The 22,740-nt window shown below is 56.6% G+C and carries 21 protein-coding genes; 9 read left to right on the top strand and 12 right to left on the bottom strand.

Translation table 11 applies throughout. The annotated features are described in order from the left end of the window. The first annotated feature begins 107 nt into the window (after window positions 1-107). The gene (locus OK409_RS04855) at window positions 108-758 is read left to right on the top strand and encodes a TetR/AcrR family transcriptional regulator (RefSeq protein WP_010244765.1); all 651 of its coding nucleotides are present in this window, start codon (window positions 108-110) and stop codon (window positions 756-758) included. Between the two features lie 47 nt (window positions 759-805). Here the strand turns inward: OK409_RS04855 and rhaM are convergent, their stop codons facing one another. From rhaM to rhaB, 4 genes are read right to left on the bottom strand one after another with little or no spacing between them, the layout of a single operon-like run. Then, entirely contained in the window at window positions 806-1,120 is a 315-nt protein-coding gene (rhaM, locus tag OK409_RS04850; protein ID WP_033787807.1) for an L-rhamnose mutarotase, read from the bottom strand. Then, window positions 1,110-1,952 (bottom strand): rhamnulose-1-phosphate aldolase, encoded by an 843-nt coding sequence (rhaD, locus tag OK409_RS04845; protein ID WP_010670187.1) that lies wholly within the window; start codon window positions 1,950-1,952, stop codon window positions 1,110-1,112. Before rhaD ends, rhaM begins: the two co-directional genes overlap by 11 nt. A 10-nt stretch (window positions 1,953-1,962) precedes the next feature. Next, the gene (locus OK409_RS04840) at window positions 1,963-3,219 is read right to left on the bottom strand and encodes an L-rhamnose isomerase (RefSeq protein WP_264366814.1); all 1,257 of its coding nucleotides are present in this window, start codon (window positions 3,217-3,219) and stop codon (window positions 1,963-1,965) included. Then, on the bottom strand, window positions 3,212-4,684 hold the full coding sequence (gene rhaB, locus OK409_RS04835) for a rhamnulokinase (RefSeq protein ID WP_263056012.1): 1,473 nt from the start codon (window positions 4,682-4,684) through the stop codon (window positions 3,212-3,214). The genes OK409_RS04840 and rhaB overlap by 8 nt, the downstream gene beginning before the upstream one ends. Window positions 4,685-4,975: 291 nt before the next feature. Between rhaB and rhaS the strand changes: the two genes are divergently transcribed. Both rhaS and rhaR read left to right on the top strand, forming a co-directional pair. After that, window positions 4,976-5,797 (top strand): HTH-type transcriptional activator RhaS, encoded by an 822-nt coding sequence (rhaS, locus tag OK409_RS04830; protein WP_033787963.1) that lies wholly within the window; start codon window positions 4,976-4,978, stop codon window positions 5,795-5,797. Between the two features lie 11 nt (window positions 5,798-5,808). Next, window positions 5,809-6,672 (top strand): HTH-type transcriptional activator RhaR, encoded by an 864-nt coding sequence (gene rhaR / locus OK409_RS04825; protein WP_010244749.1) that lies wholly within the window; start codon window positions 5,809-5,811, stop codon window positions 6,670-6,672. Window positions 6,673-6,845: 173 nt separating this feature from the next. Here rhaR and rhaT read toward each other — a convergent pair whose 3' ends face one another. After that, the gene (gene rhaT / locus OK409_RS04820; RefSeq protein ID WP_010670192.1) at window positions 6,846-7,880 is read right to left on the bottom strand and encodes an L-rhamnose/proton symporter RhaT; all 1,035 of its coding nucleotides are present in this window, start codon (window positions 7,878-7,880) and stop codon (window positions 6,846-6,848) included. Window positions 7,881-8,239: 359 nt separating this feature from the next. Here rhaT and OK409_RS04815 point away from each other — a divergent pair, with 359 nt between their 5' ends. Both OK409_RS04815 and OK409_RS04810 read left to right on the top strand, forming a co-directional pair. After that, a complete protein-coding gene (locus OK409_RS04815) occupies window positions 8,240-8,563 on the top strand; it encodes a hypothetical protein (RefSeq protein ID WP_010244743.1) in 324 nt (107 codons plus the stop codon). 43 nt (window positions 8,564-8,606) lie between these two features. After that, window positions 8,607-8,705 carry a YoaK family small membrane protein gene (locus OK409_RS04810; protein ID WP_264366813.1) on the top strand — a complete coding sequence of 33 codons (99 nt, stop codon included), beginning with the start codon at window positions 8,607-8,609 and terminating at the stop codon, window positions 8,703-8,705. A gap of 3 nt (window positions 8,706-8,708) precedes the next feature. Here the strand turns inward: OK409_RS04810 and OK409_RS04805 are convergent, their stop codons facing one another. Then, window positions 8,709-8,975, bottom strand: coding sequence for a DksA/TraR family C4-type zinc finger protein (locus OK409_RS04805; RefSeq protein WP_010244737.1), 267 nt, complete (start codon window positions 8,973-8,975; stop codon window positions 8,709-8,711). Between the two features lie 196 nt (window positions 8,976-9,171). Between OK409_RS04805 and aldA the strand changes: the two genes are divergently transcribed. Next, a complete protein-coding gene (gene aldA / locus OK409_RS04800) occupies window positions 9,172-10,608 on the top strand; it encodes an aldehyde dehydrogenase (RefSeq protein ID WP_010244734.1) in 1,437 nt (478 codons plus the stop codon). Between the two features lie 75 nt (window positions 10,609-10,683). Here the strand turns inward: aldA and OK409_RS04795 are convergent, their stop codons facing one another. Then, window positions 10,684-11,952, bottom strand: coding sequence for an MFS transporter (locus tag OK409_RS04795; protein ID WP_010244731.1), 1,269 nt, complete (start codon window positions 11,950-11,952; stop codon window positions 10,684-10,686). Beyond that, complete coding sequence (locus OK409_RS04790) at window positions 11,949-13,370, bottom strand: M20 family metallopeptidase (protein WP_264366812.1); 1,422 nt, start codon at window positions 13,368-13,370, stop codon at window positions 11,949-11,951. The genes OK409_RS04795 and OK409_RS04790 overlap by 4 nt, the downstream gene beginning before the upstream one ends. Before the next feature lie 140 nt (window positions 13,371-13,510). Between OK409_RS04790 and OK409_RS04785 the strand changes: the two genes are divergently transcribed. Further along, window positions 13,511-14,425: a LysR family transcriptional regulator gene (locus OK409_RS04785; RefSeq protein WP_083067980.1), complete on the top strand. Its 915-nt coding sequence runs from the start codon at window positions 13,511-13,513 to the stop codon at window positions 14,423-14,425. 482 nt (window positions 14,426-14,907) lie between these two features. On the opposite strand, the gene OK409_RS04780 is transcribed toward OK409_RS04785, so the two are convergent. Continuing rightward, window positions 14,908-16,503 (bottom strand): ABC transporter substrate-binding protein, encoded by a 1,596-nt coding sequence (locus OK409_RS04780; protein WP_050679896.1) that lies wholly within the window; start codon window positions 16,501-16,503, stop codon window positions 14,908-14,910. Window positions 16,504-16,630: 127 nt separating this feature from the next. Here OK409_RS04780 and pepT point away from each other — a divergent pair, with 127 nt between their 5' ends. Further along, window positions 16,631-17,857, top strand: a complete 1,227-nt coding sequence (pepT, locus tag OK409_RS04775) for a peptidase T (protein ID WP_033787793.1) — start codon at window positions 16,631-16,633, stop codon at window positions 17,855-17,857. Between the two features lie 36 nt (window positions 17,858-17,893). On the opposite strand, the gene OK409_RS04770 is transcribed toward pepT, so the two are convergent. Next, a complete protein-coding gene (locus tag OK409_RS04770; RefSeq protein WP_264366811.1) occupies window positions 17,894-18,670 on the bottom strand; it encodes an ABC transporter substrate-binding protein in 777 nt (258 codons plus the stop codon). Window positions 18,671-18,735: 65 nt separating this feature from the next. Continuing rightward, window positions 18,736-19,902 carry a methionine aminotransferase gene (locus OK409_RS04765; RefSeq protein ID WP_089414162.1) on the bottom strand — a complete coding sequence of 389 codons (1,167 nt, stop codon included), beginning with the start codon at window positions 19,900-19,902 and terminating at the stop codon, window positions 18,736-18,738. 125 nt (window positions 19,903-20,027) lie between these two features. Between OK409_RS04765 and OK409_RS04760 the strand changes: the two genes are divergently transcribed. Next, window positions 20,028-20,909: a LysR substrate-binding domain-containing protein gene (locus OK409_RS04760; protein WP_010244709.1), complete on the top strand. Its 882-nt coding sequence runs from the start codon at window positions 20,028-20,030 to the stop codon at window positions 20,907-20,909. On the opposite strand, the gene OK409_RS04755 is transcribed toward OK409_RS04760, so the two are convergent. Beyond that, window positions 20,867-22,531 (bottom strand): methyl-accepting chemotaxis protein, encoded by a 1,665-nt coding sequence (locus tag OK409_RS04755; protein ID WP_264366810.1) that lies wholly within the window; start codon window positions 22,529-22,531, stop codon window positions 20,867-20,869. The two genes, OK409_RS04760 and OK409_RS04755, sit on opposite strands and share 43 nt — an antisense overlap. Between the last annotated feature and the right edge of the window lie 209 nt (window positions 22,532-22,740).

Here is a 22,740-nt window from a genome sequence, read left to right as displayed (position 1 = left end):
GCTGGCGCACAAAATGGCAACCCCTGTCGGCGGCATCCACGCCAGGCCTTGCACATTTTTATAATGATCGGTAATTTAATAGGGTGTTTTACTGTCAGTGAGGGTGTATGAGTCAGGTTCAGGATTGCGATGTAAAGAAATGCCGCGGCCGACCAAAAGTGTTCGATCGCGAAGCAGCGCTCGATAAAGCTCTGACCCTGTTCTGGACGCACGGTTACGAGGGAACTTCTCTGGCCGATCTGGTGGCCGCAACCGGCGCGAAAGCGCCAACCCTCTACGCCGAGTTTGTTAATAAAGAGGGGTTGTTTCGCGCGGCGATGGAGCGTTATGTGGAGAAGTTCAGTGCATGGCGTGAAGCGGCATTGGGCGATGACCAGTTACCGGTGGATCGGGCTATTGAAGCCTATTTCCGCGCCACCGCGGCCTGTTTTACCGAACGCGACTCTCCCGGCGGCTGTTTCTTTATCTGCACCTCGACCGCCCTGTCGGCGGCTTCAGCAGAGATTGCCACCATGCTGCAACAGCAGCATCAGTCGCAGGAGCATGTGTTAAAAGATTTTCTGCTGGCGCGTCAGCAGCGTGGTGAACTGAGTGCGTCAGTAAACATTCCCGCGCTGTCACGTTATCTGAGTTGTATGCTGCAGGGCATGTCGGTGCGGGCGCGTGAAGGCGTTGAGCGTGACGATCTGGAGAGCATTATTGATACGCTGATGGCGATGTGGCCGACACTCACCGGCCTGTGTCAGGCTAAGCGTTAAAAATATCAGGGCGGCGATGCCGCCCTTTTCATCTTTTATTCCGGTTTTTATTCCAGAAAGAAAACCGGTTTTAACTGCTCACTGATCGGGCTGTTATCTGCATTCGACGGCATCAGATCTTTCATTGATGCCCACCAGCGCTGACAGACCTCCGTTTCTGCCACCGCGTTCCAGCGCTCCTCAGATTCAATCTCAACGCTGGCGAACAGCAGATGCCGCTCGGCGTCCAGCCAGATGGCATAGTTGTGCGCGCCGTGCGCTTTCAGGGTTTCGGCCAGTTCAGGCCAGATCGGTGAGTGCCGACGCTCATACTCTGCATGGCAATAAGGATTCACCTGCATCACAAAGGCTTTACGCAGCATTAGCAGGCCCTGCATCCAGCGCCGGTTGCCACGGCTTCACACCAAAGCGCTCACCCAATGCAACCAGCTGTTCTGTGGTGATACTCTGACGAATACCGCCCATCGACAGCACTTTGACGATCACTTCTGACGATTTCTCCGCCGTATCAATCAGACCAAAAGTCTCATCGAGTGTCGGGCCCGTGCCAAAGACGCCGTGGAATGGCCACATCACCAGGGTATGTGACTGCATCTGCCCGGCTGTCGCGGTGCCGATTTCATCGGTGCCGGGTACCATCCAGGGTAAAACACCCACACCGTCCGGGAACACCACCAGACATTCGGTACTCCCTTCCCACAGCAGGCGGGTAAAGCGGGCGGAATCCATCTCAACCACATAGCTTAAGGCCATAAAGTTGGTAGCGTGACAGTGCATGATTACCCGGTCTGCACCCTTGCTGACCGCTTTACGCACCGCATGAGACTGAAAGTGTGACGCCAGTTCAGAGGTCGGCAAACCGCCATTCGACAGGCCCCAGTGAATTTTATAAGAGAGCCCTTTGTCATCGACCTGCAGCAGTGCCAGACAATCCGCCGGATCCAGCTGGACATTACGCATGAATTTTCCTGACCCGGTCACCAGAAACCAGTCATTCGCCAGCGCTGGCGCGGGTTGTGTCAGCTCAATACAGCGCGGTTGCAGGCAGAAATCAGCGGCAAAAGGTTTAACCTCCTCTTCCCGCAGACGCAGGCTGACGTTGCCGCCGTTACGTTCGTCCCAGCCCTTCAGCCACATATCGCTGGTTGCTTTGACCATTCCCTTAACAAACCCGGAAGAAAGAATGCTTTGCATAGTGAAATCCTTAACGTTGGCTCAAAATCTGTTGTTCATAATGACGGACGTCGCCTAACCAGCTGGCATCAGCCGGGACGTCATGGCGCAGGCACCAGGCTTCCCATACCGCCTGCCACGGCAATGATTTTTGCTCTTCCAGCAGCGTCAGCCGCGCGGTGTAATCGCCCTCGTTCTCGGCCTGGCGCAGACGGTCGGTTGGCTCCAGCAGAGCACGCAGCAGCGCTTTTTTGGTGTTACGGGTGCCGATAACCCAGGCGGCAATCCGGTTGATAGAGGCGTCGAAGAAATCGAGTCCGATATGCACTTTGTCGAACAGTTGATGGCGGACGATCTCGCTGGCGATCGCCTGAGTTTCATCATCCAGCAGCACCACATGGTCGCTGTCCCAGCGCACCGGGCGGCTGACGTGCAGCAGCAGACGCGGCACATAGAGCATCGCGGCAGAAATTTTGTCGGAGATCACTTCGGTGGGATGAAAATGTCCCGCATCCAGGCATAGTGCCGTCTGGCGGCTGGCGGCGTAACCAAGATAAAACTCATTGGAGCCCACGGTATAGCTCTCTGCGCCAATGCCAAACAGCTTGCTCTCAACCGCGTCGATATGGTGCTGCGGGTTCAGTTTTTCTGAGATGATCTCATCCAGTGCGCTCATCAGACGCTGACGCGGGGCCAGGCGATCCACGGTAATATCTTTCATGCCGTCCGGCACCCAGATATTCATCACTGACGGCGTGCCAAGCTGCTCACCAAACGAAGCGGAGATGCGGCGACTCGCTTTGCAGTGATCGATCCAGAACTGACGCACGGTTTTATCACTGTGTGACAGCGTAAAACCGTCGGCACTCATCGGATGCGAGAAGCAGCTGGGGTTAAAATCCAGTCCTAAGTTGTGCTCTTTCGCCCAGGCAACCCAGTTGGCGAAATGGGCAGGTTCAATGGCATCCCGATCGACTGGCTTGTCACTTTCCAGATAGATAGCGTGCAGGTTCAGACGTTTTGCGCCTGGGATCAGAGACATCGCCTTGTCGATATCGCTGCGTAATTCACTGGCATTGCGTGCCCGCCCCGGATAGTTGCCGGTCGCCTGGATGCCGCCAGTCAATGCGCCCTGTGGGTTCTCAAAGCCCCGGACATCGTCCCCCTGCCAGCAGTGCATCGAGACAGGAATGCCGTCCAGCTGGCGAATGGCCTGTTCAACATCAACTCCATTGTCAGCGTAGCGTTGTTTAGCCAGTTCAAAAGCCTGTTCAATCTGCTTAGTCATAAGCGGGTTCCTTAGCGGGTTGACTCAGCGTCGCGAAGCGTGCCTGACTGGCACTGAAGACGCTGTGAGTTTGCGGTTCGAATTTTTCCAGTGGGAAGTTGTTGATGACGCTGCAGCGGAAATCAGCCACATCGATCAGTTCGCCAAGTGCAATCAGCTGGCAACCAACGTTACCCAGCGTGGAGGCTTCAACCGGACCTGCCAGCACCGGAATCTGGCAGGCATCGGCACAGAGCTGGTTAAGAAAACGGTTCTGACTGCCGCCCCCTACCACGTGAAGCTGGCTGAAAGGTTTGCCTCGCAGCTCTGCCAGCTCCTGGATCACCTCGCGATAGAGCAGTGCCAGGCTGTCAAATATGCAGCGGGCCAGCGCGGCGGCAGATTGTGGCACCGGCATTCCCTGCTCTGCGCAGGCGTTCTGAATTTCGTTAACCATGCTGTCGGGATTGATGAAGCGCGCATCGTTGGGACTAATCAGTGAAACACAGGCGGGCTGCCGTGCCGTCTGATCAATCAGTGCGCTGAGATCGTCAATCTGAAGTTCGCCGCAGATGCGCTGCAACAGCCATAAGCCCATGATATTTTTCAGTACGCGGTAGCCTTCTGCGCCGCCCTCATTGGTGATATTGGCGCGTAACGCGGCATCGCAGGCATAAGGCTGCAAACTTTCAAAGCCCATCAGCGACCAGGTTCCGGAACTGAGATAGGCCGCATCGTCCTGCATCAGCGGCGTTGCCAGAACCGCGCTGGCGGTGTCGTGGGTGGCGACGGCAATCACCGGGACCGGGACACCTGCGCTATTGACCCAGTGGCCGACGGTGTTACCCGGTGCCTGCGGCTGACCGAACCATTCAGGAGCAACGCCCGCCCAGGCGAGCAACTCACGATCCCATTCGCCGCTGTGAATATTGAGCATTTGCGTGGTGGTGGCGTTGGTGTATTCCCAGTTGAGATTGCCGGTCAGGCGATAATGCAGGTAGTCCGGCATCATCAGCGCATGCGCCACGCGGGCCTGCCAGTCGGGCTGCTGCTGATGCAGGGCGCGCATCTGATAGAGCGTATTGAATGGCAGGAACTGAATGCCGGTTCGGGCGTAGATGGCACTGCGGCTCAGTTCGTGCTGCGCCTGCTCCATCAGGCCGTGGGTGCGCGCATCGCGGTAGCTGACCGCCTCACCCACCGGCTCGCCCTCTGCATCCAGCAGCACCATATCAACGCCCCAGGTGTCGATACCGATACTGTCTGGCACGATCTTCTCTTCATCTAACTGAGCCAGCCCGGCGCGTATCTCCTGCTCAAGCATCGTCAGATCCCAGCAGTCATAACCGGCACGACGCTGGCGCTTATTTTTAAAGCGCCGGACCTCACGAAGCGCGAGCTGGCGCTGCGCAGCATCCCAGCTTGCGAGCATGACCCGCCCGCTGGATGCCCCGAGATCAATAGCAACAATGTTTCTCCTGGTCATGGCGACTTTTCCCTGTGATTGAGTGGTCACAGAGTAAAAACCTGGCCGGTTAAAGACCTTCCCCGGAGTGCCAGCGGCTGATAAGCCCTGGCAGACTTGCAAAGAACTTCGTGAGAGAGATCACAGAGGCGAAAGGCAGGAGGATGTGACCCCTGCCGCAAATCTGTTAACTGCTGAGGATTTCTTGAAAAATCAGCATGATTCCTGCTGAGTCAGGCTGAAAATTCAAGGTAAGGTTAGAGCGTGCTGATTAGACTGCGTTACGGTTTTGTTAAGCAGCGAGAGATGACCATGACCATATTGCACAGTGCGGATTTTTTCCCCGAAGGCGATTACGCCATTGCGATTGAACCCCGCGTACCCCAGGCCGCCTTCCCGGAACATCATCATGATTTCCATGAAATTGTGCTGGTTGAGCAAGGCTCTGGCATTCATGTGTTTAATGGTCAGCCACAAACGCTGTGCGCCGGTTGCGTCTGCTTTGTGCGCGATCACGATCGTCATCTTTATGAGCAGACCGACAACCTTTGTCTGACCAACGTGCTTTATCGCAGCCCCGGCGCGTTTCGCTTTCTCTCCGGGTTACAGGCTTTACTGCCCTGCGATCAGGACGGGCAATATGCTTCCCACTGGCGCATCAATCAAAAGGTGATGACGCAGGCGCTGAGTGTGGCGGCGCAGATGCAGCCGGATGATAACTGGTCGATGGAAAAACAGGCGCGTCAGGAACAGCTCTTTTTACAGTTGCTGGTGCTGTTGCGTGAGGCGTGCATTGATGGACAGAGTCAGGATCAGGAGGCACGGCTGCATCGTCTGCTCGACTGGCTGGGTGAGCATTACAGTGATGAGATTATCTGGGATGAACTGGCGGATCGTTTCTCCCTGTCGCTGCGTACCCTGCATCGGCAAATGAAGCAGCAAACCGGCAGCACGCCGCAGCGCTACCTGAACCGTGTGCGGCTGTTGCAGGCCCGTCATCTGCTGCGTCACAGTGATATGCGAATTACCGATATCGCCTTCCAGTGTGGATTTGGGGACAGCAACCATTTCTCAACCCTGTTCAGGCGCGAATTTGGCTGCGCACCGCGAGCGGAGCGCCAGCAGATGATGTAAAGGAGCCAATCATGGCATTGATACTCAGTCGGGATGACTATTTTCCCGCCACTACTCTACCGGTGGCGGTCGCCGAAAGGATGCCACAACCCTCTTTCCCGCCGCATCGACACGAATTCAGTGAAATCGTGATTGTCTGGCGCGGCAATGGCCTGCACGTCCTCAACGATCGGCCCTGGCTGATTACCTGTGGCGACGTTTTTTATATCCGCGACAGTGACTGCCACAGCTACGACAGCGTTAACGATCTGGTGCTGGATAACATCCTTTACTGTCGGGATCGCTTTGGTCTTGCCCTTGACTGGAATCAGCTGCTGCCGCAACAGGGACCGGATGCGCCAGGCGGCTGGCGGCTGACCACGCGAGGGATGGCGCTGGCCCGGGGAGTGATCAGCCAGCTGGAGCGTGAAAGCCGCAAAAGCGACCCCCTGTCAGTTCAGCTCTCGGAGGCGCTTTTTTTACAGCTGGCGCTGATTCTGCGCCGCCACGGCTACGCGGCCGACCGCCCCTGGGCGTTGCCGGAGGGGGAACAGCTCGATCTGCTGATGTCAGCGTTACAGGGTGCGATTGCCCGCCCCTTTGATCTCGCGGAGTTTTGTCAGCAGAACCAGCTCAGCGAACGGGCGCTGAGGCAGCTTTTCCGTCAGCAGACCGGGATGACCATCGGTCATTACCTGCGTCAGCTGCAGCTCTGTCAGGCAAAATATCTGCTGCGCACCCAGGATTGTCTGATTAGTGAGGTTGCCGCCCGCTGCGGCTTTGATGACAGTAACTATTTTTCGGTGGTTTTCACCCGTGACACCGGTTTACCTCCCAGCGCCTGGCGACAGCAATTTATCGCGCCACGCCAGGCACTGAAAAGTGCCGAGTCTTAATAAAACGGGCCTGCATAGCAGGCCCGTTGAGGTAACAGAGAAAAGCTGTTCCACATTGCCGGGAAACAGTGCCTGCGAATTAAACTAATGTGTTGTTGTAAGTAAAACCCCGACGGGGTGAGCCATCAGTCTGGCAGGCCCCGCCTGCATAAAGACAGAGTCACTATTCGCGATCAGGCCGCCATGCCAAGTCCCACAATATTGGCGGCAATGATAATCACCACACAGCCGATTGATAAAACGCTGACCGGTCGGCGCCCCGCAGACTTCCACTCCTTCATCAGCAGCCCCACCAGACCACCACACAGGACGTATAGACTCATGTGCAGCATCCAGCTGACATAGTCATACTGCGCCGGGATTCTGGCATGGCCCCAGGCATAGAAGAAGAACTGCAGATACCACATGGTGCCGCCGAGCACCGCAAAAGCGGTATTGGTAATCAGCAGCGACTTCCCGACCGAGAAGTCTTTACGCACCGACAGCTCTGGCCGGGTGGCCAGCCGCCAGAAACAGAAGGCCAGATTAACCAGAGCCCCGCCGCCCATAATGATCACGTAGCTGGGCAGAGCTACATACAGCGGATCGATGCCAAGATTAGCGGCGGCCTGATGCATGGGCTTAGCCGCATCCATGGCAAAGGACATACCCGCCGAGAAGATGCCGCACATCACCGCCAGCACCAGTCCTTTTCTGAGATTAAACTCTTCTGCGTTAATCCCCAGCGCCCGCTCTTTTAACAGCCCGGCACGCGACACAATCCCGACGCCAATCAGTGCCACCAGTACGCCCAGCAGGGTTAACCGGCCACCCGCCGACGCGAAGAGCTCACCAAAGCGCCCCTGCAGAAGCGGTGTCATCAGCGTGCCGACCACCAGGGTAATGCCAATCGCGATACCGATCCCCATCGACATGCCGAGATAACGCATGGTCAGGCCGTAGTTGATATTGCCTATGCCCCACATCGCGCCAAACAGAAATACCGGTGTCAGCTGGGACAGCGAGAAGCTGCTGTAATAGGCCATAAAATCTGGCAGTAAAATGGCACTTACCGCCCACGGCAGGATCAGCCACGACATCAGGCCACCGATCGACCACATGGTTTCCCATGACCATCTTTTCACCTGTTTAAAAGGCGCGTAGAAACACGCGGCGCTGGCAGCTCCGACAAAATGCCAGAAGATACCCGCAATAATGGCACTGTTCATTGTTATTCCCCGGTTAGGTTGAGGCCTGTCGGAAACCTGTCTGCTTCCGCTCAGCAGGCAGTCTACGTTCAGCAGGAATTCCTCAGCCTTTGGATAAATGCCGGAAGCCACAGTGAAGTGGCAATATTTACCCGTTGTGCCCATCAGGGATCACAATTTCACCGTTGTCAGAAAACCGGACGATTAGTTAAGTAAGTAACTTATTATTCAATGTTTTTTTCATTTTTGCTGTGTGGCGCAGCACAATTCTGATCTGACTGCCATTCACAAGGGAAGGTTGGCAAATGTGCAAAGAAGCCTTTCATTAACGCGGGCAAGGTCGTATAAACTGGGGAAAATTGATCGGATCAGGGAATGGGATGACGACAAAGTGGTTAACGCTGTTTCTTTCGCAGTCAGTCAGCCAGGTAATGCTGGATGATCTGCGCGCGATATTACCTGCAGATGCGATAAAGGTGTTTGTGAATGGCCTGGATGAAACCCACTATGCCACCCTTGAGTGTGTGCAGGCGGATCAGCATTGCGCCCTGATCGCCTCAGCGATAGTGGTCTGGCGTCAGCTCGGACATGTTCACCATATTCTCTATAAAAAAGGTGAGGTGTTGCGGGAGGAAAATGATGCAACGCAGTTCCAGCTGTTCACTCTGCTGAAAACCCACCGCGCCGTATTGCAGATCTCATGATAAGATCGCAGCCCCTGAAATCGCTGTTTGCAGCAGGTAAATTATGAGAATTGGAATTCTGTTTCCGATCGCCATCATTGTGGCGGGCGTGGGCTTTCTGGCGTGGTTTATTGGCAATGGCCTGGCGATGCCAGGCTCCTGAAGGTCAGCGCAACTGACTGTCTTTACTGCCCCGACGGTTATATAAACTGCTGGTCTGCTGCTGCTTGTCGATTTTTTCCTGACACGCCACACAATAGTGCACGCCTTTAAGCGCCTGACGACGCGCTTCGGGAATCGGCTCGCCGCAGAGCTCACATTCGGTGGCGCTTTCGCCCTGTCCGATCGACTGTCTTACCCGCTCAATGCCGTCATTGACGGTGCTATCGATCTGTTCCTGTACTGCGCCTTCTGACGCCCATCCATTTGCCATGATTTAACCCCTTTATTACCACTTCACTCCTTTAAATCTACAACATATTGACGTTTTTGCCGCAGAACTCACCGATATCTGTGATTGGCTGCCAGCCGCTCCCGGCAGCTGGCAATCAGCTAAAGGTAGCCCTGAGCAATCTGTTTCACCCTGCTATCACATTACTGCAACGTATCGATAGCGGAGAGCTAAGCGAATGACAACACATCATCAACATTTCATTAATGGCGAATTTGTAGCCCATCAGGGTGACCGTTGGATTGAAGTGATCAATCCGTCCACGGAGGCGTTGCTGTCCCGTATTCCCCAGGGCAGTCGTCAGGATGCCAGCCTTGCTATCAGCGCCGCAGAAGTGGCTCAGCCTGGATGGGAAGCGCTGCCTGCAGTAGAGCGCGGCGTCTGGCTGCACAAAATTGCCACCGCCATCCGCCAGCGTGAGCCTGAACTGACGGCAACCATTGTGGCTGAGGGTGGAAAAACCCAGGGGCTGGCGAAGACCGAAGTGATGTTCACCGCCGACTACCTCGATTACATGGCGGAGTGGGCGCGGCGCTATGAAGGTGAGATCATCAACAGTGACCGCCCCAACGAAAATATCTTCCTGTTTAAAAAAGCGATCGGCGTCACTACCGGAATACTGCCGTGGAATTTCCCCTTCTTCCTCATTGCCCGCAAAGCGGCACCGGCCCTGATCACCGGAAACACCATCGTGATCAAACCCAGTGAGCTGACACCGAATAATGCGGCACTTTTTGCCGACATCATACAAAAGCTGGGTCTGCCTGCTGGCGTCATTAACTTTGTTTATGGTCTGGGACCGGAAGTGGGACAGGAGCTGGCGGCAAATCCTAAGGTCGGTCTGGTGAGTCTGACCGGAAGCGTCGGTGCGGGCATTGCCACCATGGAAGCCGCGGCTAAAAATGTCACCAAAGTGTCGCTGGAACTGGGTGGCAAAGCCCCTGCCATCGTGATGGATGATGCCGACCTCGAGCTGGCTGTGCGGGCGGTCGTCAGCTCGCGGATCATTAACAGCGGCCAGGTCTGCAATTGCGTAGAGCGGCTCTATGTGCAGGAAGGCATTTACGATCGTTTTATCAGCGCACTGACCGCCGCGTTTCAGCAGGTGACATTTGGCGACCCGGCCGAACGCAGCGATATCGATATGGGTCCGCTGATTAATGCCGCAGCACGGGATCGGGTGGAGCAGAAGGTGGCAGAGGCCGTCGCCGCAGGGGCAAAAGTGGTTCTGGGCGGCAAGCGCGCCGGAGACAGAGGCTTCTTTTTCCAACCCACCTTGCTGACTGAGGTGCGCCAGGAGATGGCGATTATGCAGGAGGAGATTTTTGGCCCGGTTCTGCCGGTGATGAGTTTTAAAACGCTTGACGAGGCGATTACGCTGGCCAACGACTGCGAGTATGGGCTGACCTCCTCGATTTATACGCAGAATCTGAATACCACCATGACCGCGCTGCGAAAGCTGAAGTTCGGCGAAACCTATGTTAACCGTGAAAACTTCGAAGCGATGCAGGGATTTCATGCCGGGTGGCGTAAATCGGGTGTCGGCGGTGCCGATGGAAAACATGGTCTGGAGGAGTATCTGCAGACCCATGTTGCCTATTTACAGTTCAGTTAATCACTGGCTCGATCTTACCTCCTCCCGTACCTGACGTTGTCAGTACCAGAGTGGGCCAGTAATTGGCCCACTCTTTTATGCCACCCGCTTACTGCAGCGCAGCAGCGCGATGCCACTCAGCACCGCCACAGCCATCAGGTAGTATCCAGGCGCCAGACTGCTGCCGGTGGCGGCAATCAGCATGCTGCAAATCAGCGGTGCAAACCCGCCAAATACCGTCACGGCCACGTTGTAGCTGATCGCCATGCCGCTGGCGCGCGTGGTCGCCGGGAAGAGATCGGCCATCACCGACGGCACCGTGGAGAAATAGACCGACTTGAGTAGCGCCATCCACGCCACCAGCAGGATCAGCGTGGTGGGCGTAGTGTGATCGACCATCCATTTGAAGGCGGGATAGATCGTGACCATCAACAGCAGCAGCGATCCCCACATCAGCGGCAATCGGCCTATCCGCTCCGCCCACAATCCCATTATGGGCGTCACCACCGTCAGGATAATCCCTGCGACCAGCGTGGCGGTGAAGGCCACCGATCCCGGCAGATGCAGCGTTTTGGTGGCGTAGGTCGGAATGTAATTGAGCATGTAGTTGACCGCGGTCGAGATCACCATCACCCCAATCGCCAGGGTGATCAGCGCTTTCTGCCGCCCGAACAGCGTTTTCAGCGGTGCGGCTTCCTTCTCCTGCGTCGCAAAGCTGGCGGGCTCCTGCACGTGACGGCGAATGTAGATCCCCAGCGGTCCAATCAGTAAGCCGAAAGCAAACGGGATACGCCAGCCCCACGCCTGAATCTCGCTTTCGCTCAGCCAGTGTGTCAGCCCCAGGCCGAACGCCGATGCCATCAGAGTACTGGCGCCCTGTGTGGCGAACTGCCAGCTGGCGATAAAGGCTTTGCGCTCGGGAAAGTGCTCTACCAGGAAAGCGGTGGAACTGCCAAACTCGCCCCCGGCAGAGAAGCCCTGAATCAGGCGCGCCAGGATAATCAGCAGCGGCGCCGCCAGACCAATAGTGGCGTAACCCGGCATAAAGGTAATGATCGCCCCGCCCAGCATCATCAGATTGATTGAGAGCAGCAGCGCTTTTTTACGGCCATGACGGTCGGCATAGTTGCCCAGCACGATGGCACCCAGCGGACGGATCAGGAATGAGATGCCGAAGCTGCCGAAGGTCAGCAGTAGCGACACCGACGGATCGCTGACCGGAAAGAAGACGTGCGCGATGTAGCTGGCGAAGAAGCCATACACCGCGATGTCGAACCACTCCAGCGCGTTACCAATGCAGGTAGCGAACAGCGTTTTGTGCAGGCTCGGTTTCACCTGCGGAGTACTCTGTGCGATGCTGCTCATTGTTCACCTCTCCGCCACTGATGGTGGCGCGACATCAGTTGTTCGCCCTCTTCACCCAGTTGCCAGAAAAGGCGGGTCATGATCGCCAGCCCTTCACGTGCAACAGAGGTGAGCATGTGTTCGTTAACGCCGTGCTGGCCGCAGGCCGGATAGGAATGGGGCACCCACAGCGTCGGGAGGCCGAGGATATCGGCAAATACCTCATTGGGCAGTGAACCGCCGAGATTGGGCAACAGCGCCGGTTTTTTACCGCTGCTGCGGGCCAGCGTGTCCAGCGCCCAGGCCACCAGCGGATCCTGCGGATCGAGTCGCGTTGCAGGTGAACCGCGCATAAACTCTACGCTGACGTTATCGAAGCCGTGCTGATGCAGGTGACTTTCGACATGCCGGACCAGATTTTCCCAGTCGGTGCCGACCACAAATCGCAGCTGACACACCGCCGTGGCGCTGCCGGGAATGGCGTTCATCGGGCGCGCCGGGTTACCGGTTTCAAACGCCAGCACCTCCAGCGTGTTCCAGCCATAAAGACGCTCCGCAGGCGTCAGACCCGGCTCGCCCCAGCCGTCGGCCAGCGCCGGATCGCCCGGCATTCCGCCCACCTCAATATCACTGAGGATGGCGCGCACCGCATCGGTCAGGGAGTCCGGTTTCAGCGCGGCGACCTGCAAAACACCCTTTGCATTCACCAGGCAGGCGAGCGCATTCGCCAGCTGGGTGCCGGGATTACTCAGCAGTCCGCCCCAGTTGCCGGAGTGATAGGCGTTGTCGCGCGCCCTGATAGTCAGACGAAAGTTCGCCGCGCCACGCGAACCCAGGAACAGTGTCGGCCGCACCGCGTTCAGTCGCGGGCCATCAGAGGCGATAAAGAGGTCTGCCTGTAACAGCGCCCGCTGTTGCTGGCAAATCTCCACCAGCCCTGGCGAGCTGATCTCTTCACCCATTTCAAACAGGATTTTGCAGTTGAAGCCCAGTGCGCCACCGCGTGCCTGCCACACCTGCTCCAGCGCCGCGAGATTGATGCAGTGCTGGCCTTTATTGTCCGCACTGCCGCGTCCGTACAGGCGGTCATCTTCAGCCGTGAGTCGCCACGGTGATAAACCGTCGCGCCAGTTCTCATCGTCGCCGAACACCACATCGCCGTGGCCATAGCAGAGCAGCGTCGGTCTGGAGGGATCTTCAATGAGCGTGGCGATCAGAAACGGCGGGCTGCCGGGCTGCGGATTCTCAAACGGGTGCAGCGTAAAGCCCATCGCCGCCAGCTGCGGGCCAATCTCCTGCTGCAGATAGTTCTCAAGCTCCACCTGCCTGCTGGCGTGCTGGCTTTCAGTTACGCAGGAAATTCGTCGTGCCAGCAGCTGCTGAAACTCGCCACTGTCGAAATAGTGCATCGCCTGGTCAACGGTCTGTTGCTCTGTCATGTTTGCCCTTTCTGTTCTTTTTATCGTGCTTTATCTTTGACAAACTTCTCTCTTTGCCACAATTATTAATTTATCGAGTGAGCCTTGCTTTTAAAGCAAGCCACGCCTGCCCTTTTATGATGCGTTTTGCCGGAGTGACCATGTTAAGCAGTGAGATCCGCTATTTCCTGGCGGTCGTACAGTGCGGATCGCTCAGCGCCGCCAGCGAGCAGCTCTTTGTGGCCGTGTCGGCGATTAGTCGCCAGATCCAGCGCCTGGAAACGCAGGTGGGTGTGCCGCTGTTTGAGCGGCATGCACGCGGCATGGTATTGAACGAAGCCGGTGAAATATTCGCGCATCATGTGCGCAAGAGTCAGCTCGATATGGAATATGCGCTGGCGGAGATTAAGGGGCTGAAAGCAATACGGCGCAGCCTGATCCGCATCGCCTGTACCGACGGAATGGCGTTCAGTCTGCTGCCGGGTCTGCTGGCGGAGTTTCGTCAGGCCAATCCCGGCGTGCTGTTTGCGCTTAACGTGACGCACTCGCAGGGCGTGGCGGCATGCGTCAGGGCTGGGGAATGTGATGTTGCGCTGCAGTTCAGTCTGCAGCCGGAGCGCAGCGTTGAGGTGCTCGGCTCGTGGCCGGCGCCGGTGTTACTGGCGATGCATCTGTCGCATCCGCTGGCGTCGCGTCAGGTGACGCTGGCCGATCTGCATGGCTGGCCGCTGGCGTTGCCAGGTCAGCATACTACCGTGCGGCAGTTGTTTGACCTCTCCTGTCAGATGAACGACTGCGTGGTCGAGCCGGTGCTGACCTGCGACTATTTCGCTACGCTCTACCACTTTTTGCTGCATACCCCGCAGGCAGTAACCATTTGCAGTGCGTTTACCCTGTTGTTTGAGCGCGACACGCAAAATCTGGTGTTGCGTTCGATGGGGGTGGATCAGCTGAGTCAGCGAACGTTGCAGCTTCAGACGGTGTCCGGCCGCCAGCGGAATGCGGCGCTGACGCTGTTTCTGCAGTTTTTGCAGCAGCGGCTAACGGAGATGGATCAGCAGGTGAGGATGGGATGAGGAGTACAGGGTTGTGGGTTAACCAGCTCGGTACCAGATTGCCATGTGATTCAGGTTGCTAAGGGAATATGGGTTAACGTCCTGGCTGCTTCCGTGAGAGGGTGCTGGCTAAGGAACAAGGGTTACGTCTGCACCGATTCGCTGTGAGAGGGTGCAGGCGAAGGAAACACGACCCGATCGGAAAGTCGCAAAAGCCGACCTCCATGGCATGCCCGGCCCACGCGATTACGCACCTCATCCCTGAGGTGCGCCCGTTGCCGGGCCAACGCTTTGCGTTGTTCAAAAACGCTCCCGGCGTTTTTATCCGGGCGGCGGGACGCTTTCCTCCTCTGCTCGTGTTCCCTTCGCGTTGAGCTTTATCATTGCGGTCATATAAACCCTGACATTAGTGCAGCTTTATCGTTGCGGTCATATAAACCCTGACTTTAGTGCATAAGCTTAGCCCCACTCGTAAGTGGGGCTCTGGCTTTAGCGGCAATCACTTACTGCTTAATATCAACCTGATAGAAAATATGTTTGCCGAACGGATCGACCTGATAGCCGCTGACCGATTTGCGCACCGGCTCAAAGATGGTGGAGTGCGCAATCATCACCGCAGGCATCTGGTCATGCATCATCTGCTGTGCCTGCAGATAGAGCGCGGTGCGTTTGCCCTGATCCGGCTCGGCGCGGGCTTCGGTGATTAACTTCTCGAACGGCTGATAGCACCATTTTGAGGAGTTGGAACCGCCCTGTGCCGAGGTACAGCTGTAAAGCGGGCCAAAGAAGTTGTCCGGATCGCCGGTGGCGGTGGTCCAGCCCATCAGCGCCGCCTGATGCTCACCGCTGCGCACGCGTTTCAGGTATTCGCCCCACTCATAGCTGACGATATTGGCTTTGATGCCCACTTTAGCCCAGTCCGACTGAATCATCTCCGCCATGCGGCGCGCATTCGGGTTGTAAGGCCGCTGAACCGGCATCGCCCAGAGCGCAATTTCGGTACCCGGTTTCACACCCGCCTGTTGCAGCAGGGCTTTGGCCTTCTCTGGATCGTAGTCGTAATCTTTAAGATCTTTGTCGGCGCTCCAGACGCCCGGTGGCAGGATATTTTTCGCAACCGTGCCGGTGCCTTTAAAAATCGCATCAATGATCGCCGGTTTGTTGATCGCCATCGCCAGCGCCTGGCGCACTTTGACGTTATCGGTTGGCGCCTTAGTGGTGTTAAACGCCAGGAAGCCGGTATTCAGACCCGCCTTCTGTTCCAGGGTGATATCCGGGTTAGCGCGCATCTTTTCAAGATCGGCGGGATTAGGGAATGGCATTACCTGACACTCATTCTTCTCCAGCTTGGCATAACGCACGGAGGCATCCGGCGTGATGCTGAACACCAGCCGATCGAGTTTCGCCTTGCCCTGCCAGTAGTCCGGGAACGCTTTGTAGAGAATGCGGGAATCTTTCTGATACTGCACCAGCTCAAACGGGCCGGTGCCGATCGGGTTCATATCGACCTTCTCCGGCGTCCCCGCTTTCAGCATCGCGTCTGCATATTCCGCCGAGTGGATCGAGGCGAAGTACCAGGCGAGATCGGCAAGGAACGGCGCTTCCGGATGGGACAGCGTAAAACGTACGGTGTGGTCATCGACCCGGTCGATACTTTTAATCAGCGTGGAGAGCTCCAGGCTTTCGAAGTTGGAATAGGTGCCGCCAGAGACATTGTGGTAGGGATTTTTCGGGTCCATCTGGCGCATAAACGAGAAGATCACATCGTCGGCGTTGAAGTCGCGGCTGGGTTTGAAGGCTTTATTGCTCTGAAACTTCACGTTCTTGCGCAGATAGAAGGTGTAAACCGTGCCATCCGGGCTGATTTCCCAGCGTTCCGCCAGGCTGGGCACCAGGTTGGTGGTGCCAGGCGTGAAGTCCACCAGCCGGTTGAAGACCGGCACCGCACTGGCGTCAACGCTGGTCCCGGAGGTATAGAGCTGCGGGTTAAAGTTCTCTGGCGATCCCTCAGAACAGAAGACCAGCGTTTTGGCGTTAACGCTGCCAGCCAGCGCTATCCCAGCCGTAACAAGCGCTAAGGTGGCTATCTTGATTTTCATTATTATCCTCGCTTTGTATTGACTTCCGGTGATCACAATATCTAAATGAATCATTCAGATGCTTCATTGATAGCACGATTCGGCACCATAACGAACCCCGCCGGTGGCTGACTAATAAGGAATAGTGATGACAGACAAACTTGAGTCGCAGCTCACAGAACGTTTTTTCCGTTACCTCGCCATCAGCAGTCAGAGCGATGCCAAATCCACCACCCTGCCCAGCACGCCGAGCCAGCACGCCATGGCGGAACTGCTGGCGGATGAGCTGCGCGCGTCAGGGCTGGATGAGGTGGTGATTGATGAACATGCCACGGTGACGGCGGTGAAACGCGGCAACCGGCCTGACGCGCCGCGCATCGGGTTTATTACGCATATCGATACCGTTGATGTCGGTTTGTCGCCCGATATCCACCCGCAGATCCTCACCTGGCAGGGCGAAGATCTCTGTCTGAATGCAGAGCAGGATATCTGGCTGCGCCGCGATGAACATCCGGAGATCGCGCCCTACGTCGGTCAGCAGGTGATCTTCAGCGACGGCACCAGCGTGCTGGGCGCGGACAACAAAGCGGCGGTCACCGTGGTGATGACGCTGATGCAGAACCTTAACGGCGACCACGGCGACATCGTGGTGGCCTTTGTGCCGGACGAAGAGATTGGGCTGCGCGGCGCGAAAGCGCTGGATCTGGAAACGCGCTTTAATGTTGATTTCGCCTGGACCATCGACTGCTGCGAACTGGGCGAAGTGGTCTATGAAAACTTCAATGCTGCCGCTGCAGAAATTGTGTTTACCGGCGTACCCGCCCATCCGATGTCGGGCAAAGGGGTGCTGGTCAATCCGCTGCTGATGGCCCATGACTACATCAGCCTGTTTGATCGGCAGCAGACCCCGGAGCACACCGAAGGCCGTGAAGGCTATATCTGGTTCAATGAGATTCAGGCCAACGCCAGCAAGGCGACGCTTAAGGCCTCAATCCGTGATTTTGATCTGACCAGCTTTGCGGCACGTAAGCAGCAGTTGCAGCAGGCAGCAGAGGATCTGGCAGCGCGTTACCCCACCGGCAAGGTGAGCGTGGGTATCAGCGATACCTACAGCAATATCAGCAATGCCCTGGGTGAGGATCGTCGCGCGATTGACCTGATCTTCAGTGCCTTTGCCGCGCTGGAGATTGAGCCGAAGGTGATTCCGATGCGTGGCGGTACAGACGGTGCCGCGCTGTCAGCCAAAGGTCTGCTGACGCCGAACTTCTTTACCGGCGCGCACAACTTCCATTCACGCTTCGAATTTCTGCCGGTAACGTCGTTTGTGAAGTCCTATCAGGTGGCGGAAAAACTCTGTTATCTGGCGGCGGAATAAGCGGAGGAATCGGGCGCAGAACGCGCCCGATTGCGATTATGGCTTCGCGCTGACATCAATGCCTGGGAAATATTTTTCAGCCAGCTTTTTGATGGTGCCATCGCCCTTCACTTTAGCAATCGCCGCATCCAAGGACTGCTTCAGCTGCGCGTCATCTTTGCGCAGGCCGTAGCCGATGCCTGAACCAAGAATCGCGTCATCTTCGACTGGCTTGCCAACAAACCCAAAGCCTTTGCCCTGCGGTTTATCGAGGAAGCCAGACTGACCGGCAGCGGACATCACCAGTGTGCCATCCAGACGGCCCGCGACCATGTCGTTGTAAACCTGGTTTTGATCCTGATACGAGGTCACGGTCACACCCTGCGGCTCCCAGTGCTTCTTCGCATAGGTTTCCTGGATGGATCCCTGTAATACACCGATGTTCTTGCCCTTCAGACCTTCGGCAGTCGGTGCCAGATTTTCACCGGTCTTCGCCACTAACATGGTCGGAATACGGTAGATCGGCTGCGTAAACGCAATGCTTCTGGCGCGCGCTTCGGTGATGTTCATCGCCGAGTTAATGGCGTCGAACTTTTTCGCCTGCAGTGCCGGGATCAGCGCATCAAAACTGCTCTCAACCCAGTGGCAGCTGAAGTTACCCGCCTTACAGATGGCATTGCCCAGCTCGATATCAAAGCCTTCCAGTTCCCCTTTAGCATTGCGGCTTTCAAAAGGCGGATATTGTGACTCCACGCCGTAGCGTAAATCCTGTGCCAGTGCCTGTACCGATGTCATCATGCCCAGAGCGAGAAAAAGCGCGTTCAGTTTTTTCATTATGTTATTTACCCCGAAAAGTCCTGGTTACCTGTTCCCCGAGCTGCCTCACGCGGTGGCGTGAATCAGTGAGAAAAAGCACATAGCGCAGCCGCGCCAGCCTCAAGTGTCGCCTCGTCTTTAGCAAAAGAGAGCCGAATCAGTTTGTTATCTGTGCCATCCATATAAAACGCCGACAGCGGTATGGTCGCCACACCGTGATCGACGATAAGACGTTTTACCATTTCACTGTCCGGTTCGTCACTGAAATGTCCATAGCTGGCGAGCATAAAGAACGAACCCGCACTCGGCAGCAGCCGGAACGGGGAGTTCTGCATCAGGGCAATCAGCCGATCCCGCTTCTGCTGATAAAAGGCGCTGAGCGACAGATAGTTCTCTGGCGTCTGCAGATAGTGTGCGAAACCGACCTGCATCGGCGTATCGGCGGCGTACATCATAAACTGATGCACTTTCACCAGCTCAGTCATCAGCTCTGCCGGTGCCAGACAGTAGCCTACCCGCCAGCCGGTGACGTGGAAGGTTTTGCCAAACGAAGAGACAATGACGCTGCGGGCTGCCAGCTCCGGATGCGTCGCCATCCCACAATGCGGGCGGCCATCAAACAGAATATGCTCGTAAACCTCATCGGAGAGCACCACGATATCGGTGTTGCGGATTAAGGCTGCCAGATGATTCAGGTCGTCGGGGGTCAGCACCTGCGCGCTGGGGTTGTGCGGCGTATTAATAATGATCATCCGGGTGCGCGGCGTGATTGCTGCCCGCAACTGATCCCAGTCGATAGCAAATGACGGCACCTGCAACTTCAGGCCAATCGGTTTACCGCCCTGCAACCGCACCACCGGCGCGTAGCTGTCAAACGCCGGTTCAAAGAAGATCACCTCATCGCCCTGATGAACCAGCGCGGTGATCGCCATATAGAGCCCCTGGCTGGCGCTGCCGGTGATCAGCACTTCACTGGCGGCATCATATTGTTGTCCATAGAGCGCCTGCACTTTGCTGGCAAGCGCGTCGCGTAAGGCGGGCAAGCCCATCATGGCGGCATACTGATTATGTCCTTCCTGCATCGCGCGGCTGACTGAGTCGACCAGCGCCGGATCACAGGGGAAATTGGGCGCGCCCTGCGACAGGTTAATCGCCTGATGCTGCGCCGAAAGCTGGCCAATCACGCTGAAAATAGTGGTGCCGACGTCCGGCAATTTTGAGTGGATAGCGACAGGCGTTTTCAGGGACATACTCTCTCCGTCAGGGGCTTAACCGCTCAGATGCGGTAAATAGCTATTCAACGGGCTGCGACTTGAGTCGGCAAGCGAAATGTCGTCATAATAGCCATGACAAAAATGCATAGCTGAGGTTCACCGTGTCACGCTTATCGCTGCCGCTTAATGCCATTCACGCCTTTCTGGTGACCGCCCGACATCTCAATCTGACCCACGCTGCCCGCGAACTTTGCCTGACGCAGGGCGCCGTCAGTCGTAAGATTGCCGCCCTGGAGCAGTGGCTGGGCGTGACGCTGTTTGACCGCCACGCGCGCGGTCTGCGCCTGACCCCTCAGGGCGCGGCGCTGCTGCCCGACTTACAGCAGGGTTTTGAGCTGATGGTTCAGGCCAGCGAGAAGGTCCGCCGTAGTCAGGTCAGCATTCGCCTGAAAGCGCCAACCTGTGCGATGCGCTGGCTGGTGCCCCGGCTGATGGCGCTGGAGCATCATCGTCCTGAACTGCATGTGGCCCTGACCACCACGCTGGATCATGCCGCGCAGCTGGAGAACTTCGATGTGGCGATTGTCTATGGTAAGCCGCACCCTGACGGAATTTGCCTGTTCAGTGAGTCGCTGACGCCAGTGATGGCAGCCGATCAACCCCGCCCGGACTCCCCGGCGGCACTGGCCACAATGACCTTTTTGCATCCGACGGCAGATACGCGTGACTGGCAGTGCTGGCTGCAGGCGCAGCAGGTGACACTGAACATGAAGCGGAACCAGCATTTTGCCACCATGGACTTAGCGATCAGTGCAGCGATTCAGGGGTTTGGTGTGGCGATGGCCGACAGCAATCTGGTGGAGAGTGATATAGCCAGCGGCAGGCTGATTAAGCCGTTCGCTGGCGAGGCAAAAACCGGTGCGGTTTACAGTTTACTGAAACGGCCCGCGCAGGATGCGCCACCGTTCCTGGCGGAGCTGGTGGCGTGGCTGTGCAGGGATCAGAAGGTGACCCAGTCGCCGTTATCCGCCGGTTTAGCCTGAGGCGCATTCAGCACGGTTGCTTTCGGCGCGGCAGGTTTATTCGTGATGACCGGTGCGGTCTGGCGGTTGCTGGAGAGACGGAACTTCGACACAGAAGCCTGCAGCGCTTCCGTCTGCAATGCCAGTGCGCTCGCCGCGGCAGAAACCTCTTCAACCAGTGAGGCGTTCTGCTGGGTCACGCTATCCATTTCGGTTACCGCAGCACCCACCTGAGAGATGCCTTTGCTCTGCTCTTCTGAGGCGGAAGCAATCTGTTTCATGATCGCATCAACATCCTGCACTGATTTCAGAATATTGTTCATGGTGCCGCCGGTGGTGCTGACCAGCTCGGCGCCTTTACCTACACGCTGAACCGAATCTTCAATCAGCGTCGCAATCTCTTTCGCGGCGTTGGCGCTGCGCTGTGCAAGGTTACGCACTTCAGAGGCAACGACCGCAAAACCCCGCCCCTGTTCGCCAGCACGTGCCGCTTCGACGGCGGCGTTCAGCGCCAGAATATTGGTCTGGAAAGCGATACCGTTGATCACGTTAGTGATTTCAGCGATTTTCTTCGAGCTGCCTGAGATGCCATCCATAGTGCTGACGACTTCACTGACCAGCTGACCGCCACGTTGTGCCGTGGTGGTGGCGGTTTCTGCCAGCAGGCTGGCCTGGCGGGCATTATCGGCGTTGAATTTTACCGTGGCCGTCAACTGCTCCATGCTGGCCGCAGTCTGTTCAAGCGCAGCGGCCTGCTCTTCGGTACGTGAAGAGAGGTCGTTGTTACCGGCAGAAATCTCTGCGGCACCGCGCGAGATATTCTCAGTGCCGCTGCGAATGGCGCTGACCGCTTCACGCAGGCTATCCTGCATGGCGCTCAGCAGCGGCACCAGTTTACCGACGCAGTTGCGTCCGAAATCGGATACCGGCTGACTCAGGTCGCCCGTGGCAATGACCGCGAAGTGGGTACGGATACTTTCCAGCGGACGGACCAGCATCGCCACCAGATAGCGGTCGGTAAACAGCAGAATAAACAGGCCGATAATTACCGTGATGGTAATAATCGTTTTGGTCATCGCGGTGAGGTGATCCACTTCAACCCGGGTTGCATCCAGCTTTTCAGCTGCGCCCTGGCTGAATTTCTCTGCGCTGATGCCAAAGGCACGACTGAGTGGCGGCGTGACGTTATTTGCCTGCTGACGATAAGCATCAGGCGAGGCCTGACGGGCCAGCTGCAACTGTGGCGTGACGCCCGCATCCAGCAGCTTTTGCCAGCTCTGAATCACCCCATCCACCACATCCGGGTTCATCGGGCCGGGTGCCAGTTGTTTAAAGTGCGCCAGTTGCTGGGTCATGCTGTCCAGCGCCTGCTGCACCGGAGCATAAGCCTCATCGTTCAGGGTCTGACCTGCGGCTTTGCTTTCCATCACGCGGGATAAGCGCGTGATAACACGAAAATATTGATCGTTGCCTTTGCTCAGCACCGTCATTTGCTCAACCAGATGACGGTCCACATCATTCCCTTCGCTGAGCGCGCCAAGAGAGTGAATGCTATACAGCCCGACGCCGCTCCACAGTAAACAAAACAGTCCCAGAATAGAGAGCATCACTGCGCGAATGGTAAAATTTTTGAGCATTCCCATACCAAAATCCTATACACGTTGACCCGCAAGCGTCGGGCATAGGAGGTTTATCGGCATGCGATTGTGAAGATGTAACTGTTTTGTTACCTAATATTTTACAGCGTCCCTAAGGCAAATTTCACTTTATAGCCTTTTTATTCAGCAGGTTAACCTTTAAAAAGCAGATTAATTCCATTCGCGCAATTTGATGGTTAGCAGGCTAACCATGA

The sequence above is a fragment of the Pantoea sp. RG18 genome (assembly GCF_025910075.1).
GTDB lineage: Bacteria > Pseudomonadota > Gammaproteobacteria > Enterobacterales > Enterobacteriaceae > Pantoea > Pantoea agglomerans.
This window is presented reverse-complemented; position numbering and strand designations above follow the sequence as displayed.

Excerpts from the sequence above, each read along its gene's own strand:
- OK409_RS04855 (WP_010244765.1), top strand. The coding sequence starts at position 108 with ATGAGTCAGGTTCAGGATTGCGATGTAAAGAAATGCCGCGGCCGACCA.
- rhaM (WP_033787807.1), bottom strand. The coding sequence starts at position 1,120 with ATGCTGCGTAAAGCCTTTGTGATGCAGGTGAATCCTTATTGCCATGCA.
- rhaD (WP_010670187.1), bottom strand. The coding sequence starts at position 1,952 with ATGCAAAGCATTCTTTCTTCCGGGTTTGTTAAGGGAATGGTCAAAGCA.
- OK409_RS04840 (WP_264366814.1), bottom strand. The coding sequence starts at position 3,219 with ATGACTAAGCAGATTGAACAGGCTTTTGAACTGGCTAAACAACGCTAC.
- rhaB (WP_263056012.1), bottom strand. The coding sequence starts at position 4,684 with ATGACCAGGAGAAACATTGTTGCTATTGATCTCGGGGCATCCAGCGGG.
- rhaS (WP_033787963.1), top strand. The coding sequence starts at position 4,976 with ATGACCATATTGCACAGTGCGGATTTTTTCCCCGAAGGCGATTACGCC.
- rhaR (WP_010244749.1), top strand. The coding sequence starts at position 5,809 with ATGGCATTGATACTCAGTCGGGATGACTATTTTCCCGCCACTACTCTA.
- rhaT (WP_010670192.1), bottom strand. The coding sequence starts at position 7,880 with ATGAACAGTGCCATTATTGCGGGTATCTTCTGGCATTTTGTCGGAGCT.
- OK409_RS04815 (WP_010244743.1), top strand. The coding sequence starts at position 8,240 with ATGACGACAAAGTGGTTAACGCTGTTTCTTTCGCAGTCAGTCAGCCAG.
- OK409_RS04810 (WP_264366813.1), top strand. The coding sequence starts at position 8,607 with ATGAGAATTGGAATTCTGTTTCCGATCGCCATCATTGTGGCGGGCGTG.
- OK409_RS04805 (WP_010244737.1), bottom strand. The coding sequence starts at position 8,975 with ATGGCAAATGGATGGGCGTCAGAAGGCGCAGTACAGGAACAGATCGAT.
- aldA (WP_010244734.1), top strand. The coding sequence starts at position 9,172 with ATGACAACACATCATCAACATTTCATTAATGGCGAATTTGTAGCCCAT.
- OK409_RS04795 (WP_010244731.1), bottom strand. The coding sequence starts at position 11,952 with ATGAGCAGCATCGCACAGAGTACTCCGCAGGTGAAACCGAGCCTGCAC.
- OK409_RS04790 (WP_264366812.1), bottom strand. The coding sequence starts at position 13,370 with ATGACAGAGCAACAGACCGTTGACCAGGCGATGCACTATTTCGACAGT.
- OK409_RS04785 (WP_083067980.1), top strand. The coding sequence starts at position 13,511 with ATGTTAAGCAGTGAGATCCGCTATTTCCTGGCGGTCGTACAGTGCGGA.
- OK409_RS04780 (WP_050679896.1), bottom strand. The coding sequence starts at position 16,503 with ATGAAAATCAAGATAGCCACCTTAGCGCTTGTTACGGCTGGGATAGCG.
- pepT (WP_033787793.1), top strand. The coding sequence starts at position 16,631 with ATGACAGACAAACTTGAGTCGCAGCTCACAGAACGTTTTTTCCGTTAC.
- OK409_RS04770 (WP_264366811.1), bottom strand. The coding sequence starts at position 18,670 with ATGAAAAAACTGAACGCGCTTTTTCTCGCTCTGGGCATGATGACATCG.
- OK409_RS04765 (WP_089414162.1), bottom strand. The coding sequence starts at position 19,902 with ATGTCCCTGAAAACGCCTGTCGCTATCCACTCAAAATTGCCGGACGTC.
- OK409_RS04755 (WP_264366810.1), bottom strand. The coding sequence starts at position 22,531 with ATGGGAATGCTCAAAAATTTTACCATTCGCGCAGTGATGCTCTCTATT.